The 19,782-nt window shown below is 36.1% G+C and carries 18 protein-coding genes; 4 read left to right on the forward strand and 14 right to left on the reverse strand.

What is annotated here, in order from left to right; translation table 11 throughout:
- Positions 1 to 13: 13 nt before the first annotated feature.
- The 5 genes from AC3B7A_RS03005 to AC3B7A_RS03025 form a co-directional block, all read right to left on the reverse strand.
- Positions 14 to 1,024: a WxL protein peptidoglycan domain-containing protein gene (locus AC3B7A_RS03005; RefSeq protein WP_489756251.1), complete on the reverse strand. Its 1,011-nt coding sequence runs from the start codon at positions 1,022 to 1,024 to the stop codon at positions 14 to 16.
- Positions 1,025 to 1,116: 92 nt separating this feature from the next.
- Complete coding sequence (locus tag AC3B7A_RS03010; RefSeq protein WP_489756252.1) at positions 1,117 to 2,163, reverse strand: DUF3324 domain-containing protein; 1,047 nt, start codon at positions 2,161 to 2,163, stop codon at positions 1,117 to 1,119.
- Between the two features lie 182 nt (positions 2,164 to 2,345).
- A complete protein-coding gene (locus AC3B7A_RS03015) occupies positions 2,346 to 3,059 on the reverse strand; it encodes a WxL domain-containing protein (protein WP_489756253.1) in 714 nt (237 codons plus the stop codon).
- Between the two features lie 104 nt (positions 3,060 to 3,163).
- Positions 3,164 to 3,658: an LPXTG cell wall anchor domain-containing protein gene (locus AC3B7A_RS03020; RefSeq protein ID WP_489756254.1), complete on the reverse strand. Its 495-nt coding sequence runs from the start codon at positions 3,656 to 3,658 to the stop codon at positions 3,164 to 3,166.
- Between the two features lie 81 nt (positions 3,659 to 3,739).
- Positions 3,740 to 5,230, reverse strand: a complete 1,491-nt coding sequence (locus AC3B7A_RS03025) for a glycosyltransferase (RefSeq protein ID WP_489756255.1) — start codon at positions 5,228 to 5,230, stop codon at positions 3,740 to 3,742.
- Positions 5,231 to 5,349: 119 nt separating this feature from the next.
- On the opposite strand from AC3B7A_RS03025, the gene tpx reads away from it, so the two are divergent.
- The gene (tpx, locus tag AC3B7A_RS03030; RefSeq protein WP_489756256.1) at positions 5,350 to 5,841 is read left to right on the forward strand and encodes a thiol peroxidase; all 492 of its coding nucleotides are present in this window, start codon (positions 5,350 to 5,352) and stop codon (positions 5,839 to 5,841) included.
- Positions 5,842 to 5,969: 128 nt separating this feature from the next.
- Here the strand turns inward: tpx and AC3B7A_RS03035 are convergent, their stop codons facing one another.
- Positions 5,970 to 7,145, reverse strand: coding sequence for an MFS transporter (locus AC3B7A_RS03035; protein WP_489756257.1), 1,176 nt, complete (start codon positions 7,143 to 7,145; stop codon positions 5,970 to 5,972).
- An 84-nt stretch (positions 7,146 to 7,229) separates the two neighbouring features.
- On the opposite strand from AC3B7A_RS03035, the gene AC3B7A_RS03040 reads away from it, so the two are divergent.
- Together AC3B7A_RS03040 and AC3B7A_RS03045 are read left to right on the forward strand one after the other, a co-directional pair.
- Entirely contained in the window at positions 7,230 to 7,580 is a 351-nt protein-coding gene (locus tag AC3B7A_RS03040; RefSeq protein WP_489756258.1) for a hypothetical protein, read from the forward strand.
- A 152-nt stretch (positions 7,581 to 7,732) separates the two neighbouring features.
- Positions 7,733 to 8,677 carry a 2-dehydropantoate 2-reductase gene (locus tag AC3B7A_RS03045; RefSeq protein WP_489756259.1) on the forward strand — a complete coding sequence of 315 codons (945 nt, stop codon included), beginning with the start codon at positions 7,733 to 7,735 and terminating at the stop codon, positions 8,675 to 8,677.
- Between the two features lie 333 nt (positions 8,678 to 9,010).
- On the opposite strand, the gene AC3B7A_RS03050 is transcribed toward AC3B7A_RS03045, so the two are convergent.
- The 4 genes from AC3B7A_RS03050 to AC3B7A_RS03065 all read right to left on the reverse strand — a co-directional run bounded on the left by AC3B7A_RS03050 (position 9,011) and on the right by AC3B7A_RS03065 (position 14,577).
- Positions 9,011 to 10,348, reverse strand: coding sequence for an NCS2 family permease (locus AC3B7A_RS03050; protein ID WP_489756260.1), 1,338 nt, complete (start codon positions 10,346 to 10,348; stop codon positions 9,011 to 9,013).
- 361 nt (positions 10,349 to 10,709) lie between these two features.
- Positions 10,710 to 11,501, reverse strand: coding sequence for a hypothetical protein (locus AC3B7A_RS03055; protein ID WP_489756261.1), 792 nt, complete (start codon positions 11,499 to 11,501; stop codon positions 10,710 to 10,712).
- A 173-nt stretch (positions 11,502 to 11,674) separates the two neighbouring features.
- Positions 11,675 to 13,327 carry a putative polysaccharide biosynthesis protein gene (locus tag AC3B7A_RS03060; RefSeq protein ID WP_489756262.1) on the reverse strand — a complete coding sequence of 551 codons (1,653 nt, stop codon included), beginning with the start codon at positions 13,325 to 13,327 and terminating at the stop codon, positions 11,675 to 11,677.
- Between the two features lie 299 nt (positions 13,328 to 13,626).
- A complete protein-coding gene (locus tag AC3B7A_RS03065) occupies positions 13,627 to 14,577 on the reverse strand; it encodes an SGNH/GDSL hydrolase family protein (protein WP_489756263.1) in 951 nt (316 codons plus the stop codon).
- A gap of 85 nt (positions 14,578 to 14,662) precedes the next feature.
- Here AC3B7A_RS03065 and AC3B7A_RS03070 point away from each other — a divergent pair, with 85 nt between their 5' ends.
- The gene (locus AC3B7A_RS03070) at positions 14,663 to 15,295 is read left to right on the forward strand and encodes an HAD family hydrolase (protein ID WP_489756264.1); all 633 of its coding nucleotides are present in this window, start codon (positions 14,663 to 14,665) and stop codon (positions 15,293 to 15,295) included.
- Between the two features lie 290 nt (positions 15,296 to 15,585).
- Here the strand turns inward: AC3B7A_RS03070 and htpX are convergent, their stop codons facing one another.
- From htpX to alsS, 4 genes are all read right to left on the reverse strand, one after another.
- Positions 15,586 to 16,500, reverse strand: coding sequence for a zinc metalloprotease HtpX (gene htpX, locus AC3B7A_RS03075; protein ID WP_489756265.1), 915 nt, complete (start codon positions 16,498 to 16,500; stop codon positions 15,586 to 15,588).
- 11 nt (positions 16,501 to 16,511) lie between these two features.
- Positions 16,512 to 17,063, reverse strand: coding sequence for a LemA family protein (locus tag AC3B7A_RS03080; RefSeq protein WP_489756266.1), 552 nt, complete (start codon positions 17,061 to 17,063; stop codon positions 16,512 to 16,514).
- Between the two features lie 56 nt (positions 17,064 to 17,119).
- Entirely contained in the window at positions 17,120 to 17,827 is a 708-nt protein-coding gene (gene budA, locus AC3B7A_RS03085) for an acetolactate decarboxylase (protein WP_489756267.1), read from the reverse strand.
- Between the two features lie 100 nt (positions 17,828 to 17,927).
- On the reverse strand, positions 17,928 to 19,601 hold the full coding sequence (gene alsS, locus AC3B7A_RS03090) for an acetolactate synthase AlsS (protein ID WP_489756268.1): 1,674 nt from the start codon (positions 19,599 to 19,601) through the stop codon (positions 17,928 to 17,930).
- Between the last annotated feature and the right edge of the window lie 181 nt (positions 19,602 to 19,782).

The following is a 19,782-nucleotide window of genomic DNA, read 5'->3' on the forward strand; positions in this document are numbered from 1 at the left end:
CCAGTTTAAATACCTACCGCTGTAATTGGTTATTACGCTGTTGTTTTTTTTGCTTATTAGATTGACTCCATAAACCACCAACAACGAACATGATTAAAATAATCAAACCTAAAACAATCATCAAATATAAAACAGTCTTATCTGGCGTTAATCCGCGCGAAGCTTTATTAACTTTATCAGTTTGCTGCTTGGTTATATGATAGCTTCCCGAAAATTTCCAATGTGTCTTCCCACTTTTAGCCGTCCCCACAGCTTGGTAAATCCCAGGTTTAATGGGCATAGATTGTTGATCAAAAGCAATTGGTACATTAGAATTTGGTGCAATTTTTTTATAGACTTGATCAGCATTAACCGGTTTAAAACCCATTCCAAATAATTCCAACAGACCTTTACGCTTTAGAGTCATATGAACAGTAACATCTTTCATTAGACCTGGCTGATTATTAGACAAGTTAACGTTAATAAATGGCTTATGTGCAACAACTTGTGGCGTAATATTATTCAAAACCAAAACACCGCCTACTGGATGATTGTCCTCAGTTAACCAAACAGGTACCTTAAGGCCATTACTATCAGTATCATTCATATCATAGATATAAAATCCGGCCAACATCAAACCTTTAAAAGTTTTCGGTGGTGTTTGAATATTAAATGCTACTTCTTTAGTTTGATTAGCTTTTAAATGAATAATTTTGGCAGCAGTCATATCTTTGAATGCGTAACGTAAATCACTATCGCCTGAACTAACCACTTTTTGATAAGTAATCCCACCTTGAGAAGTTGTCGAAGCATTAGTAGGGCGAATGCGCAATTTTGTATTGACAGCTCCAAAATTAGTAATTGATAATTTAACTTGATAAACACGATTAGGTTTAGCAACGATCTGAAAGCGGTCAGTCACATCAGAATTATCTACAATCGGCGTAACAGAAATATTATTAACATCGGCCTGAACAGATTGAACTTGTAAAAATATAAGTATGAAGAGGCCTAAGCTAATAAGTAATAAATTAAACTTTTTCATAAATCCCCCAATAATGCTTCATGATAGCACAATTATACAAAAAAATGTGGACACTGTTAAGTGTCCACACAATTTAATTAGCTATTTTTAAATTAATTATTATTCTGATTGTTTCTATTATTACGACGTCCAAAGTAAATACCTAATCCTAGAACAAGTAAGATTACTAATACGGCGATTAGAATCCATAACCACATGTAGTTTGGCTTAATACCAGATAATTTATTGTATTTACCAGCATCAGCAGCTGTAATTGTAAAGTCTTTATCTAGTGTCCAAGACTGAACTTTATCGCTAGAGGTCATTTTTACATGTAAATGATAGTCACCAGCTTGTAAAGGTGTTTTACCCCAGTCTATCGTATAATTAAAATTGGAGTTAGGCGCCGGTGACATATTTGCCAAAACTGCAGTCTTTTTAAATTTATGATCATCAGGCTTTTTAGTAACGGTGGCTTTCGCATGAATATTAGCATTAAAACCTTTAACATAGTTTTGAATGTTGGCTTTAACACCGCGTTGACCCTTACCAGCACTTAAAGCAAACGGCATTACCTTTACAGCCTTAAATTTAGGTTGCATGGTTGTGTTTTCAGCTTGACGAACTCGAACTGGAATTCCCTGAATAAATTTATTAGTTAATAATGAACCATTTTTAGCAACAGTTTTTACAACTTTTTCGCCTTTAGCGGGACGAACAACTACCCCACCCATCAAATAACCGGAAAACTTTTGTTCAGGAATCTGTACTTGAAAATGAACATCAACTGCTTTACCTGCAGGAATAGCTATCGTTTGAACACTAGGTTTCACGAGCTTTGATAACTTTATTTTCAAAGATGCATCGTGCGCATTTCTTTTATCAAAAGAATATGATCCATCATCGCTAGTATAAGCAGTGTTAACATCAACAGTATATCGATGAGTCTTAGTATCTTTATTAACTACACTGATTGAAAAGTCTTGCGTACTACCAGGATCACCAAAAATATCAATTTGTCCATTTTGAGCAGACTGATTTTTACCATAATTTGGTTTAATTCCGTAATCCCCTACTGTGGCTTGTGCTGGCATTGCTGATATTACTACTAATGTCAATACAGCTAACATTGCAACAAACCATTGCTTCAAATGATTCATTTTTTACACCTCAATAATTAAATTATATAAATTCCATTTCTAATCTTAAGCTTTTGTCCTAAAAAGTCAATGTAACATCTTAAATTAATAAACACGCTATAAACAAAAATTTAAAAAAAGTATTGATAAAATTGCTTATCAATACTTTTTAAAATAAACATATTAATAACTAATCAAATAAATTAATTACCTGGTGTTGGAGCTGGTGTAGTTGTTGGACTAGCATACAAAGTCCAAGTAATAGGAGCAGTATAAGCACCCTTATCTACATTTGCTGGAAGTCCAATACTCATACCAGCCTTATCTCCAAATACAAATTGATCAGAACCACGTTTGTTGTTAGCAGGAACAATCAAAATATCTTTAGAAGATCCATCAGAAGTAAGACCATTTAAAGCTGTAGTATAAATATCATTATCTTGAGCTTTGATTGAACCAATGTTCATTGTAAAGTCGTTATAAACTGCTCCACTAGCACCTACACCTTTGAAGTTACCTAATGAAACAGCTAATCTGTAACCCAAGCCCTTGTCAGCATCAGAACCAGAACCATTATGGCGTGAATCTGTAATTTTCAACAAACCAGCGTCGTTACCATCATTACCATAATTTCCATTGTTAGTTTTACTTGCTAAACTACTATTATCTTGGAAATAAGCAGTAGTACCACTAACAGCAGGTTTAAAAGCTAAGTCAGGTACTTTATCCAAGCTTAAATAACCATCCACAACTTCAACACTAGCTGTAGATTTAGCTTGTGCAGAACCATCTGTTCCGTTTTCTTCTGTATTAGCATTTGCTGGTAAACCTGCGGCATTAACACTAGCAACTGGAGCTACAGCAGCTAAAGCAACAACGGCAGTAGCTACAGAAGCAAATAATTTATTCATTTTCATTTGTAAATCCCCCCAAAAAAATTCGAATACCTAATCGGTACTCATTACATATTTACAATAACACTTTTTTTTTATCTTGCAACAGTTAAATTTCAAAAGAATAACTAAATTTGCTTGAAATTTCCAAAAAGTGTTACAAAATCCTTACGATAACAAAATCCTAACCCTAACAATAGGCCTAAGCCTAAGACAATTGCTCCATAACTTGTACTATTACCCGTCTGTGGATAAGACGGTGTACCCACAACCTGAACTGGACCATTTTGATCTGATCCACCAGTTTGCGGATAATTCAACTGATCTAACTTAGGACTTTTAGCTTCTTGATTATTAGTCCCGCTATTAGACTGTGGAATAATTACAGAAGCAGTTGAAGACTTAGATTGCGCGTCAGAATTACCTCCCCCTCGAGTAACGCCTTTAGTAACTGGCAAAGCTTGAGCAACTTCGTTACCTTGATAATCATAATCTGTGCCTGCCCACATTGCTGTGGAATAAGCACCTATTACAATTGCCACAGTAGCTACAACTGCTACAATTAAACCAATCACCTTACGCCAAGGGAGTCGCTTTGATGTATTGCGAGTTTGCTTTTCCAAAGATCACGACTCCTTTCGTAAGATTGGAAGTTCTAAATACAGTGTTAATATAGCACTTAAATTCGATAAGTTCAAATTAGATTAATTCTTTATTAGAGTTTGCCACAATTGCCAGATTTGTTGTGAATCAAATTTGTGTGCACTTTGATAAGCTCCTAGGCTTAATTTTTGCATCAATTGATCATTTTGCAAAATATCAATAACTTTATGAGCTGCCATAACGTTATTATTTTGTGGAATTAAATAACCATTTTTTCCATCTTGAACTATTTCCCGCGGACCATAACGACAATCGTAACTAACCATTGGTAAACCATGACTGCTAGCTTCCAATAACGTTAATGGAAATCCTTCAGAAAAAGATGTCAAAATTAGTAAGCGAGCTTGATCATAAACTTCGTTCAAGTTAGCAACAATGCCTTTAAATTGAACTGCTTTTTGTAAATGTAAATCTAAAACTTTTTGGTTAATTTTCTCAGCTTCCGTTTTATACGTAATCCCACCATACACTTCCAAATGTGCCAACGGATCAGTTTTTCGAATTCGCTGTAATATTTGTAAAGCTTGATCGATTTGTTTTTCCGGAGAAATTCGCGCTACCATGATGATTAAATGTGGATCCCGTTCAGAAAATTCAACCTGAGCAATATCTGTTCGGCTTGGTTTACCTGGTATCGCAATTACTTTCTCGCCTAAATTAAAGCGCTGATTAATCTCTTGTTTTTCCCAATGTGAAGGACAAATTATATAATCAAATTCTTCATTGTGCGTTAAACCATACTCATAATTGTTATTTAAACCACCCGTCATGACATCAGCCTGCCAACCATTTAAAAACTGATTATGAATATAAAAAGCCTTTTTAGCTGGTGTCTGCATTCGGGGCAAACTTTCGACACATTCTACCCGATCAGCAATAAATAAATTATTCAAAGCATAATCTCGATTCAAGCAGTCATAAAAAAAGGCTTGAAAATCACGCAAATCCGTAAAATGATGCTTGTGCCCTTGATAATTTAATTTATACAAAGCTATCCGCTGGTGGTCATCTTTAAAAATTTGTGTACAAAAAGTTTTTCCTCGTTCATTGACTATTTCTTGTTTCGTTACTTTTCCTTGACGATCATAATAATATTTGCTGGATAAAAAGCCACGAGTATCATAGCCTTCGGCAAAACTTGGTAAGTTACTTCCCATTGGTGCAAAAGCGACTGAAGTAATTTGCTGTGAACGGGCATCAGCTCTCACTAACCCTTGACGACCATCATTAGTTTTAACTTGAAAACCTAATTCTTGTCCATCTGATCCGAGCGCCTGCACCAATTGATATTGCTTTTTTTGACAATATTCTTGAATCGTATTTTTCTGATAATAATCCACCCGATTACCACCAAAATAGTCAAAAACATTAATCACATCAGCAAGATCTAGGCCAAATTTACCTGGACCACTGGCCCAATCATTACGATAATAAGTTGTCACAATTTTAGCGGGTGCTTTATTTTGTTGAAATAAGCGCAAACGGTTCAATTCCGAATGTTCAATCCCAGCTGAAATATTTGATAGATCCATCGTTAAAAAAAATTCATCCTATTTCCCCCCTAGCATTTTTATTATATCAAATTATGATTGAACAATTTCTTTTACCATTACCACTCAGGCATAGTATACTAACTATGAGGTGAAACCATATGAAAATAACACGTCATGGAGAAATGTTTTGTCAATTATCAGCCGTTCCTGAAATTGGTACTAAAATGCCTGATTTTACAGTGCTCAATCAAAAACAAGCTTCGGTAAAACTACATGATTTATTAGATCAACCATTATTGATTAGTGTTGTTCCCGATATTGACACTAGTGTCTGCAGTTTGCAGACTAAACATTTTAATCAGACCATGGATCAATATCCCCAGATTAATTTTGTCACGATTTCCACCAATACCCCTGAGCAACAAGCTCATTGGTGTGCTGCCGAAGATGTTCACCACATGCAGCTCTTGTCTGATGTGAATCATGATTTTGGTCAAAAAACTAATTTATTAATGGCCGACAGCGGCCTTTTGGCTCGTTCAGTCTGGATCATTAATCCGGATCAAACCATTGCCTATCAAGAAATCGTTCCTGAAATGACTCAAGAACCTAACTATAATCAAGCATTGGATCATTTGAACGAAAATTAATCGCAAAAAAACACTATTATAATGAAGAAATAATTTACTTTTTTGTTAAAAAATTAAGTTTGTCCATTAAAAAAGGCGTTGCAGCAAATAATTAACTTTGCTACAACGCTTTTTATGTGTACTAAGACTCAATTGTTTTTTTGATAATATAGATTATTCCAAAAGTTGATAACAGTAATTAATGTCATCAAGACTCCAGCTACAATAAATAATATTTTAAACGATGAATGATCAATAATCATCCCGCCAAAGACTGGCCCCAAAGCCCTTCCTAACGACGAAAAGCCACTGACCCAGCCTTGACTGCGCCCTTTGTCTTTAGGCTTAGTCCATTGGTCAATAATAACAGGCACCGTCGGTACATAAATAGCTTCCCCAATTGTTAACAAAATCATGCCCAAATAAATCAAGCTTACTTGTTTGCTAGCAATGGTCACAAAATAAGAAACCGTTAAAAATAAAAGTCCAATAAAAATTCGATGATAAAGATTTTTAATAATTTGTGGCCGCCAAGTTAAAAGCCATTGAACGATGATAATAACCGCTCCATTTAATGCCCACAATAAACTATAAACTCTTAAAGCAAAGCCATTATCAATTAAATACACAGAAAAATTAGATTCCCATTGTGAATACATTGTCCAGACCACAACCAAGGTCAAAAAACTAACCAAAAATAATTGCCGTGCCCGTAATTTGTTCGGGTGTTGTTGAGCAAAATTCGTTGCATGCGTGGCATTGGACACACTATATTCCAAGCGTTGCTTAGGAAAATAAAAAATTTGTACCAATACCGTCAAGATATATAAAACTGCTGCCAACAAAAATATCGGTGCAACTGAACGTTTGAAAATTTCACTAATCAACAGCGTCCCCACAACCAAGCCAACGTTTAAAACTAAGTAAATCAAATTAAAAGCTTTAGTCGTCGACATATTGGGCACTAGCGTTCCATAAACATTAATTGCCGTTGTCAGCCACCCCGTCGCAACTCCAAACAAAGTTAAAATAATCGGATAATTCGGCCAACCGGTAAACCAAGCGCCCAACAAACAGATAATAACACTCACAACCATCGCAATTAACGTTAAGTAGTATTGATTAAACCGATCATACATTTTTCCAGCAACCATTGCTCCTAAAACATTAGCAGCTGAAAACAGCATTAAGGCAATTCCAGCCACTGTTAAGGATTTATGTAGAACCGTATTAATATAAATAGTTGCTAATGGCCACATCATACTATAAGCCGTCTCATTAAAAAAAGTAACAACCAACAGGGGCATTAATCGAACCTGCCGCATTCTCTAACCTCTTTTTCTTTTTTAGTTTATGAACACTTTTCTTTATTATAATATAGTTAGCCTATTTGAAGAAAGGATAAGTTAATGACAAATTTTCATCAACCGCAAAATACGAAAGATGCTTTGCGAACTATTCAGAAATTAGCTAATCAATATTTAAATGCTCCCTTGACCACCGAATTAATTAATTACAATCAAAAACAAATCCGCTATCTAAAAGAGCAAGTTATTCCCGAAGCCAAAACTCATGAACATAATTTTACACGGATCCAACAAGCCCAACAATTAATTCAAACACTACAACAGCGGCTGCAAGGCCACACAATTCTTGGTAAGATTCAACATTACCAACTATTAAATAAAACGCCAACCAAATATAAAAAAAATCCTGGTAGACATCATAGTCAACCCCATTATCGAACCAGTCATCATTAACTCTGCTAATAACCATTGACTTATTAATTACCTAATTGGAAACACTTTTAACTTCAAAAATAAGTTTAACATGAAAATAAATTAAAAAATAATAACAATTATTTAATTTTAGTGTTAAGATAGTTTTACAAATCATGAAGGAGGTTCAAATTATGAAAATAACAATGTTAGGTGTCGGCGGTATGGGAACTCGTTTTGGCTATGCCTTACAAAAAGCTGGTAATGAAGTAACCTTAATTGATGGCTGGAAACCAAATGTTGAAGCAATTCGTCAAAATGGCATTTCAGCTAATTTGGATGGTCAAGAAATTAGTGCCAAATTGCCAATTTATTATCCCAATGAAAGCGATCAGATTAAAGATCCGGCCGATTTAATCATTGTCTTTACGAAATCATATCAACTAGAAGAATACTTTGATCAAATTAAATCCTTATTAACACCTAATACCTATGTGCTCTGCTTAATGAATGGGATGGGTCATGAGGAAATTCTAGAAAAATATGTCGATCAAAATCTCCTATTAATCGGCGTTACTATGTTCACTGCTGGTTATGACAAACCGGGTCATGCGCAATTATTTGGTAGTGGTAACGTTGAAATTCAAAACCTAGGCTCCAAAGGTGAAGACTTTGCTAAGAAAGTCATCGCAGTCTTTAATGATGCGGGTTTGGATTCTGAATATAGTAATAGTGCACGCTATTCCATCTGGCGTAAAGCTTGCGTCAACGGAACTTTAAACTCACTCTGTTCATTACTAGAGTGTAATATGGGCGAATTGGGTCAAACTAAAGAAGCCACAACTTACTTAAAAGATATTATTGCCGAATTTGCTACCGTTGCTCGTCATGAAGGTACCGACTTGGATGAAGAAGAAGTCTTTCACCACATTGATGAAACTTTTTATGGCAACATTGCTAACCATTATCCTTCCATGTATCAAGACTTAGTAAAACATCATCGTTTAACCGAAATTGACTTCATCAACGGTGCTGTTTGGCGTAAAGGACAAAAATATGGAATTCCGACCCCTGAGTGTCGTTTATTAACCCAATTAATTCATAGTAAAGAACAGTTAGTCGGTGCCAAATTAGATTAAGCAATAAATAACTGGCGTCTGATATAAAACTTAGATAAAAATCTTTGCCTCAAAGTAAAAATCCTAGACAATTTCCCCCTAAAATTGTGCTAGGATTTTTTATAAATAAAAAACAACGAACCTAAAATAAAAATTAGCAGTCAAACACTAACGATACTAAATTTTCTCGGCCACACTTGACTTGATAAATTTCATATCATTAGGTATAAACTACTAACTTGGAGCACATCATAATGAATTAATGTTTTACTTAATTTAACAGAATCCGATCATCAATCCTATTGCTCTGGTCTCATTGTTTTGAAATTTTGTTATTGAGCTACAAAACTACTTTCAATAATGTGCTTGATTCATAGCAATCAATAAGAATAAGAAGATCACAAAGGCACCATACATAATCGGGTGGACTTGTTTACCTTTCTTTTCAAAAATCATAATTAAGACGTAAGACATAACGCCAAAGGCAAAACCATAAGCGATATCATAGAAAAATGGCATCCCAATGATTGTTGCAAACGCGGGAAATGAGCTTTCTAATTTACTCCAATCAATATTTCCTAAAGCAGTAATCATTGAAGCACCAACAATGATCATAATTGGTGCTGTTACTTGCGAAGTAACCACTGCCAATAATGGTGAGAAAAACAAACTGGCTATAAACCAAAAAGCCACTGTTAAAGCAGTTAAACCAGTTCGACCACCAATTGCAATACCAGCAGAAGATTCAACGTAGGCAGCGGTTGGCGAACTACCAAAAATTGAAGAACCGGTCATAGCAAAAGCATCACTTAATAAAGTTTTGCTCAAACGCGGTGGAACTTTTTCGCCACGTTTAATAAAACCAGCTTGCTCTGCTAGACCAACAACGGTTCCCGTAGTATCAAAAAAAGCTACTAAAAAGAAAATTAAGATAACCGTAATCATCTGCGGATTAAAGACATTTTGTACATTAAAGATTGCTTGACCAAAGGTCGGCTTTAAACTAGGAACACCCGAAACAATCGCTGTCGGCATCTTAATCAAACCGGTTAAAATCCCGACAATTGAAGTAGCTGCCATTCCGATTAAATAATTAGCCGGCACTTTTAAAGCTACTAAGATTAAAGTAAAAACCAAGCCAAAAACCGTTAGCCAAACAGTGGGATTATGAAAATCAGTAATGGTCAATAACGTTGATGAACTAGCTTTAACTAAACCACCATTTTGTAAACCCACAAAAGCCACAAATAAGCCAATTCCCGCCGCAATTGCCGATTTTAAATCAGCTGGAATATTATTTATAATTTTTTCTCGTACTTTAAAAATAGTTACAAGTAAAAACAAAATTGACGCCACAAAAATCCCTGCTAGCGCCGTTTGCCAAGGAATTTTCATTCCCAAAACCACTGTATAAGCAAAAAAAGCATTACTTCCTAAAGAAGGAGCAATCGCTACTGGATAATTTGCAATAAACGCCGTAGCTAAACACCCCACAATTGCTGCTAAAGCAGTGGCAACAAAGACTGCACCCTTGCTCATCCCCGCATCACCCAAAACATTAGGGTTAACAAAGAGAATATAAGACATGGCCATAAAAGTGGTTGTCCCAGCAATGATTTCCTGGCGCGGATTAGTATGATTAGCCTGCAGATCAAAAATCTTTTCCAACAGTCGCGCTGGCTGTTTACTCATTTCAATTCCTCCAGATAGTTCTATTATTAAGTAACACACTGTTCTATTATACTCAATTTAAAATATAAAGCTAGAATTTCACGATATATATTATTACTTTTTTGTTATAATGTTCGTAATTTGCTAAAGTAGATTTGGAAATTTAAAGACACTTTTTCTCAAATATTCATATTTTCTTCACATTTTAAGGGTTTCTTCTTCATAACTTCTGTGTAGTATATAACTTGTAAGTTGATGAGATAGAAAAAAGATATCTCACTTCTCCCCCTCAATATTTAAATTTTGAATCCCCCTCAATAATTTAAATTAAAAAGCCTCCGATTGTTAAACAATCGGGGGTTTTTACATATTTAATAATTTTTTATGCCAGAAAATTCAAAAGTTCAACTGCAGCAGTGATTAACAATCTTGAATCATAAACTTCTTGTAAAACATAACTTTCCTGAAATGAACGTAAATTTCGTTGAACCGTAGCACTAATTGATTGTTGCTGTAACTGAATTTGCGTTGTTTGGGCAATTAATAAAATCATCGGTACCTTGCTAGATCTGAAATTCAGCGTATTTAAACTAGCAATAAACTCTTGCTGTTTGTCTAAACTCACATTCAATTCAAAGCCTTTATCCGTTTGGCAAAAATCGGCCACCAAAGAATTCAGCAGCATTTGCTTTTGATACTCTTGTAATGCCTGCCGTTTTTCTAATTGCTGAATCTGAGCTTGGGCGTATGTTACCAATTGTTCATAATTTGCTAATGGTTTGACTAAGCGATATTTTTCTGCTGGTTGCCATTTGGGATCTAGACTCAAAATTTGTTTTGGTTGTAACCCTAAGTTTAAGGCTTCCTTGACCACAAAAAAACTTAAACCTGCAGCTACAATTTGATAATTTTTTAACCCTAAGTTAGTAACAAATTCTAGCAAATCTTGTGCACAGTTAGTAACATCTAGTTTTCCACTAGGGGCAGACAGCCCATGATAACGCCAATCTAAAGCATAACTATTAGTTAAACCATTGAAGGTCATGACTTGCACACAGCTATTAACACTTTGTGTGAAGTCTGGTAAAAAAATTGTATTTTTAGAACTCTGTAAATCTTCCTGTAAATAAATTAAACGACCATTGGTCACTGTCGTTGCCTGAACTTTAATCATTTGTCAACATCCTAATATCAATCTAAACTTATTGCTAAGCCAAAAATTACCAAACATTGATCCAGCAAATTTTTGCAGTCCCAACTTCACTGAAACAAATTCATGCAATAATTATGATTTTACATCCTTTTGACTGCTCACGCCAAATCGCGCAATATCAGCCCCAATTAAAATTATTGGAGATGAAACAGTCGCCGTAGTTTGGATAAATCCTTTTCCAAAACCTGATCCATCAATCGGGTTTTTAACACATAAATGCCATAAACCAGACTACCAATAACCACTTCAATTAACATATAACCAGTCGCTTTAATTCGCCCAATCTGGTGATCGAAACCATAAAAAATTGTATCTAATAATAAAACCACTACCATCATTAACACTGCCCCCAAAACAATTTTCATTAAATCTTGACTAATTAATTGCTTCAAATTAAACGGGTATAAGGTATGGATTTTTTTTAACATTAAATAACAAATTAAGATCATCGCTAATATTGTCGCCACAATGGGACCATATTCACGAAACAGGTAAACTAGCGGCCACTGAATAATTATTTTAAAAACAAAGCCAATGACTAAATATTTAATCGCTAAAACATTACGATATAAAGCTTGCAAAATGGCAGCCAAAACCATAAAAAATCCCAACAATAAGGCCATCAAACACGACATTTGCATAATTTTAATACCTAATTTATCAAAACCATAAAAAGCACTCCACAATGGTCGAGAAACTGCTAACATTCCTAGTGCTGCGGGTACCATAAAGAAGGCAAACATCTGTATAATTTTAACAATTTGTGTTTGAATTTTTGTCGTGTTCTTAGTTGTATAAAGTGAAGAAACAATGGGAATAGCCGAAGAAACAACGCCGGTAGCCAACGAAACCACGACCATGATTAATTTGTTAGCTTGAAAACCAAAGAGCGAATAATAATAATCTAACTGTTGTTGAGAAACATGCATAAAACTTTGCATCATGGGGTTGAACGTTGATTGATCAAATAGTTTAAAAATGGTAATTGCTGAATCAATGATAATAAAAGGAATAGCTTGCAGTAAAATTTCCTTCGTAAAATCTTTAGCTGTAAAACTAATTTGATGACTACCATTAACTGCCAGTTGCGTTAATGTTTGCCGTTGACGCCAAAATCCCCATAACAGATATAACATTGACACGCCCGCGCCAATAAAGGAAGCAAAAGTTGACTTGGTTACGGCATCAACGTAATTGCCGTGTTGAATTTGCATAATAATATACGTAATTAATAGCATATAACTAACACGTGCAAATTGTTCCAACATCATTGAAATTGCTGAAGGTCCCATTTGACCATGCCCCTGAAAGTAACCACGCATAATGCTTAATGTTGGTAAAAGTAAGACTGCAATAGCCAAAGCTTTTAAAGCTGGAATACTACGGGGATCACCGTTGGTGAAGACAGCTGCCACCAAATTAGCGCCAAAATACATGACAGCGGCAAAAGCTAAACCAATTACCGCCGTTACTTTTAATGCTTGCTTAAACAATTGATTACTAGCCTCATACTCGCCCAAAGCATTGTAGTGGGCAATTTGTTTAGAAATTGCACTGGGAAGCCCCGCAGTTGAAACTAGTAAAAAAAAGTCATAAATATTATATACCTTACCGTACAAGGCATTAGCCGCGGCCACAGTGACAGCAGAGCCCATCCAAATATTCCACGGAATAATATATAAAGCTGATAAAGCTCGGGAAACAATCCCACTAGCCGTAATCCAAGCTGAACCAGATAATAAAGAGTCATGTTTAAGTTCTTTAGAAGTCACTTTTGATTGCTTCATTTTTCTTCCTCAATCCCATTACAGTGAAACTATATTATACAAAAAATAAGATAGAGATAAAAGCTTGTAGCCATTGAATAACATTCAAAAAGAAGTTGGGTCCAAAATTCAGGTAATTAAATCCTAACAAACTTAAATTTCTAAATTAATTTTTTGATTTAAAAATTTTAGTGTTATTAGTAAGAAATTACTGATTTTTAGAACATAATAGTTAATGACTTTCCTGGGATTTTATTAAGAACGTCAATTAACCTTACTGCCCCAACTTCTTATCAATTTTAAAATTATCGCTTAAGTAATTAGCCTAACGTCGGTTCCAAAACTGGAATTAATTGTGCTGCTGCCTTTTTAGTACCTGCCACATCAGGGTGCATTCCATCAGTAAAGGAAAGATCCCAATCTTTAGTTTCAATGATTGTAGTATTTTCATATTCTGGAGTTTCTTCACGAATCACAGCCGCATGATTTTGACTGAAAGGAATCATAATCCACAAACGACTAGTTGGATATTGTAATTTAATTTTTTGCATAACTAGTTCAAAACCCACCCGAAAATCAGCATCATTAATCTTTTTATCCGGTGTTCCTAAATTAACAATCACATCTTCCGCCTCAAAATCGGGTTGCCAAGCAATATCGGCCGCCATTTGATCAACGAAAGTTTGTGCATTAGGTACGCCACCAGTCCCTGGCTTAACGACACCGGCACCTGGATAACAAATGCGAATATCTTCTCGATTAAAATGTTCCGCCACTAAAGCAGCATAGTTACTCTCAGCTCGATAATCTTCGCCCGGAGTAGTTCCAGCTACCCAAGAACCAGCTGTAATGGAGTCACCAATAAAGACCAATGGTGAACCAGCAGGCTTAACTGCTTGTAACTGACCTGTGGTTTCTACTTGATCAAAATACAAACCTTGATGTCTTCGCCAAACATTATCTTCAGTTGTATTGCCACTATAAACTACTTGAATGACATGACTATTTTCATCGGGTAAAGTAACTGTAATTGGATCTGTGGTTAACGCCAAACGTACAAACGGTTGATCATCAACCTGGTAAGCTAACCAAGTGTCACCGGCGTTAGCCTTTGTAGAAAATGACCACTTAACAGCTGTAGTGTCTTGAACCTGAGTAATCACCCGTGCTCCTAAATTAGTTGTATACATACCGTGATTAGTCTGAGACCAACGACCACTAAAATAAAGTCCTTTTGAGTCAAAATTAGCATCTGTTTGTTGAAATTTCATAAAATCTCTTCCTTCCTATTGCTCTTAACTCCGACACAATACTATAATAGCACTCATACCCACCTGTTAGAAAAGGAGAAATTAAATGTTTACAAATATTATTTTTGATGTTGATGGTACGTTATTAGATACCAAAGAAGCTAGCTTACTAGCTTTACAAAAAACTTTGCTTGAAGATTACAATATCAAAACTGAAGTAGCGGATTTAGAATTTGCCTTTTCTGGCACGGCGGAAGACACTTTGAATTACTTTAAAATTCCGCAAAGCCAACATTTAACAGCCGCTAAAAGTGTTTTTAACAATGCCTTTGGTTTTATTGATGAAGTTCAACCTTTTGCCGGTATCGTCAACACCGTTAAAAGGTTGGCAAACAATAACATTGGTTTAGCGATTGTTACTTCTGAAGATTCTAGAGAAGTGGCAGCCATTTTCAAAAAGACTGCTTTACAACCTTATTTTCAGCACTTTGTAACTGCTGACCAAGTTCAACAGCCTAAACCTGCAGCTGAGCCGGCTTTAAAAGCCATGCAACTCATTAATGCTCAACCGCAAACGACATTATTAATCGGCGACTCACGCAACGACATTGGTTGTGCTCATCATGCTGGCATCAAATTTGGTTTAGCTAAATGGGGCGCTAATGCAGCTGATGACTTTAGTGATGCCGATTATATTTTTCAAAAACCGGAAGACATATTAAACGTAGTCGCTCATTAAATCAATAGAAGTTTACTGAAAAAGAGGCTCGGACAAGTCTTAGTAGCTTTGTGCCTAATGGTATTAAATCTTTCAAGTCAAATTTGAACTTTAAGATTTAAAATCACTAGTGCTCAACTGCTAAGTTTTTGTCCCAGCCTCTTATTTTATAACCTTTTATTCGTAGCTTTTTAAATTGCGTTCCTCAGACCAGAAGCAGTTACCTAATTACAACTCAGAATTTCAGTCAAAAAAGACTTAAACCATGAGTTTAGTTTCTGGTTTATAACCGGTCTTATTCACAGCTAAAATTACATTTTCTCTAAGCGTTCAATCCGTTCAGCCAGCGGTGGATGTGTATCAAATAAATGTTCCATTGAATGCTGCTTTTTTAGAGGATTAGTAATATATAAAGCTGCACTGGCATCATCAACCTGCTGCATTGGTTGCTCATTATTCTGCAACTTTTGTAAAGCACCAATCAAGCCTTGCGGATTACGAGTCAATTCAACTCCGGAAGCGTCAGCTAAATACTCCCGATTACGAGAAATTGCCAGCTGAATAATCGAAGCAACTAATGGACCAATAATCGCAAAAATCAAACCCACTAACCATAAAACTAACTGTAACCAATTGTTACTATTAGAATCATTACGATCGTCACGGTCATCGCTAAACCAAAAACCCCAGCGGTACATATTCGATAACATTGATGATAGGAAAATTAAAGCTGAAGCTAGCGCCAAGGCAATTGTCGAAACTCGAATGTCATAATTACGGATATGAGAAAGTTCATGTGCCAAAACCCCCTCTAATTCTTCCCGATCCATCATCTGATATAATCCCGTCGTCACTGCTACAGCTGAATGTTGCGGATCACGCCCTGTCGCAAAAGCATTCGGACTCGGGTCATCAATAAAATATAAATCAGGTTGCGGAATTCGGGCGACCATGGCTAAATCTTCAACAATATGCCACAAGTCAGGGGCTTGCTCCTCACTAGTAATGGGTTGGGCACGGTTCATTTTCATAACTAAACTCGTTGATTGCAAATAAGCACTAATCGCATAAACTGCTGCGATGACTAGCGCACCAATAATACCAGCTATTAAACTATGCCACATTAATTGACCAATTACTGCCCCAATTGCCCCTAAAATCAGAAAAAAGATTGCTAAAACTAAATATGTGCGCCGTTTATTTTGCGCAATTTGTTGATATAGCATGATCTAACCTCTTAAAATTTAACTTGGGGAACTTCCTGTTCAGCTTCGGAAATTTGTAAATATTCCATTGGTAAAAAGTGGTGCAATTTAGCAACCAAGTTACGTGGAAAAGTTTGCGTTGCCGTATTGTAATATTGCACAGAACTATTATAAGCTTGACGGGCATAAGCCACCTTATTCTCCGTATTAGTTAATTCTTCCATTAACTTATTAAATTCTTGATTAGCTTTCAAATCTGGATAATTTTCTGCCAAAGCCATAATTGGTCCCAAAGCTGTCGTCAATTTGCTATCAGCATTAACTTTATCTTGTAAAGAATCGGCATTCATGACTGAATTACGTAAGTTAACAATCTCAGCTAAAGTTTGTTTTTCATGGGCAGCATATCCCTTAACTGTTTCAATCAAATTAGGAATTAAATCGGTCCGCCGCTTTAGCTGCACAGAAATTTGACTTTGAAACTCCTGAGCTTGATTACGCTTTTGTACCAAACCATTATAGAACAACGCATACAAAACAACTAAAACAATAACAATTATAATAATGATTAATGTTGTTGACATTGATATACTCCTTAATTTTTAAGACAATTTTAACATAAATTATCCAGTATTAACATCTAACGTTCAGCTTGATCAATGGCTTCTGTAACATGATCTTCAGTAAAATCATGGTGCATATAGTCCTCATCAGTTACTGGCAAATGTTGTTGTAAAGTGGCAAATTGCTGCCAAAAAACTTGCCCTTGTGCCACACTAAAATCTAATACGTGTCCGCCAATTGAGTGATCTGTTGCCAAAAAATGACTATGAAAGCCCGCTACGCTAGCTCCATCAAACACTTGTGGTGCATAGTAACTAATTAAAGTTCCGGTCACATTTTGAGCTGTAAAAACACTCTGCTTTTCAGACGCTTGCACTAAGGTTTGATACGGCTGACTAGCTTTAACAACGGTCCGGGTTTTCATTTGACTAAAAGTACCCGTAATTTTAACAGCATAAAAAGTGTTGGCAGCTTGTGTTTTAGTAGCAATTTGCCGATAAATTGCTTTCGCGCCCAACTGTTTAATTGGCTGCAAAGGTTTAAAATCAGCTTGATGGACACTCGCAAACGGAACAGTAAATTCGCCACTTACCAAATTAACATGACCCGCACCGTCAACTTGATACGGTTGACCATCCAAAATAATTAATTCACCATCTAAGCCTTCACCCGTACCAATGCCAGTATCACCATGCGTTAATAATTCTTTCATGGTCAATGTTCCTTTTAGCAAACCTGGTACTAGTAAAGCCAAAGTTCCGTGTTGATATAAAATATCATTCATTTAATTTCTTAACCACCTTTAAAATTACGTCAAATTCTTAATTAAATTGCGTTCACAAAACCCAGCAACCAGAAACTAATCGGACTTGATCTCAGCTTAATTAATGAAATTGATCTGGCAATAAAGCTTGATTCAAATCATGATTATGACTATAATCCACCGGAATTTCTACCACTACCGGTCCTTGTGTCGCAAAAGCTTGGTTCAAAATTGTGCGCAAACTATGATTTTGATCAACCTTTAACCCCACTGCCCCAAAGCTTTGGGCATATTTAACAAAGTCAACGGGACCAAATTTAACGCCCGAGTCATGGCCATACTTAGATTGTTCTTGAAACCGAACCATATCGTAATAACCATCAACCCAAATCAATTGTACAATATTAGATTGTAAACGCACAGCCGTTTCTAACTCCTGGCTGGAAAACAAAAAACCACCATCACCGGCCACAGAGACTACCTTGTGTTCTGGCGCTAATAATGAGGCACTGATTGCCCACGGTAGCGCAACACCTAAGGTTTGCATCCCATTACTAAATAGTAAATGCCGGGGCTCATAACTACGAAAATGACGAGCCATCCAAATATAATGACTACCAACATCAACAGTCACAACCATTGAATCATCAACGTGCCGCTGCAATTCTTGAACAATTGCTAACGGATCTTGAACACCTGTGGCACTAGGAGCTAAAATTGGAATATTTTTTTGCTCATATTCTTGTTTAATCGCCTTTAAATGATTCTTCGTGACTTCTGATAATTGATAATCAGCCAAGAGTGGCGTTAATGCGGTCAACGTATCCACTAAATTTCCTTGTAAAATTAATTCTGGCTGATAATCCTGGGTTAATTCGGGAGCCACATTATCCAAGTTAATAATTTTACCAGCTCGATCTTGATTCCAATTACGAGCTTCATATTCAATCGGATCATAACCGATCGCAATGACTAAATCCGCTTGCTTCAGTAAAACATCACCCGTTTGATTTCGGAACAATCCTACCCGCCCAAAATATAAATCTTCTAAATCATGTGAGATAATGCCAGCTCCTTGAAAAGTTTCAACAACTGGTAGTGGCGTTTGCCGTAATAAAGTTCGTAAAGCTTGTGTTACTTGCTTTTGTGAAGCACGCATTCCGGCTAAAATCACGGGCATTTTAGCTTGCTGAATTGCAGCAATAACAGCTTTTAATTTTGCAATGGGCAGGCTACCTTGTTGAACAATTGGTGCTCTTTTCATATTGGGTCGCGTCACAGTTTCATTAATAACATCTTGCGGAATAGAAATAAAAACTGCCCCGTTCTTGGTATCAATTGCTTCTTGATAAGCATTCGCAAATGCTTCCGATAAATTGTTCGGATCTTGAACTTCAACACTATTTTTAGTAACAGGTGCCAAAATGGATTGATTAGGAATGCTTTGGTGAGTTAAACGCGCTAGGTCATCACGCTGCACTTGACCGCCTAATGCAATGACCGGATCGCCCTCAGCTGTAGCAGTCACTAAGCCAGTCGCCAAATTAGCCACGCCAGGTCCAGAAGTCACCAATACGACTCCCGGTTTACCGGTTAAACGGCCGATAGCAGCGGCCATAAAAGCCGCGTTTTGTTCATGGCGTACCACAATTAATTTTGGTTTACGCGGATCAGAATTATATTCTAACTCCTCAAATAAACGATCAATCTTGGCACCAGGAATTCCAAAAACATACTCAATTTGATATTCAATCATTGTTTCCACAATGGCTGTTGCAGCAGCTTTTTTAGACATAAAACTGAATTCTCCCTTTATAAGTGATAAAAAACATTATACAGGGTTGTTTTATAGGTTACAAAATCAACTACCACCAAACAGTTAAAATCTAAACTTCAAAGTAATTCCGCACGTTCTTAAAAGAACATGTTTCCCTGTTTGTTTTCAAAAAATCTGCTTAATTTATTAATTGTAAGTG

This window comes from Bombilactobacillus sp. ESL1202, assembly GCF_058107125.1.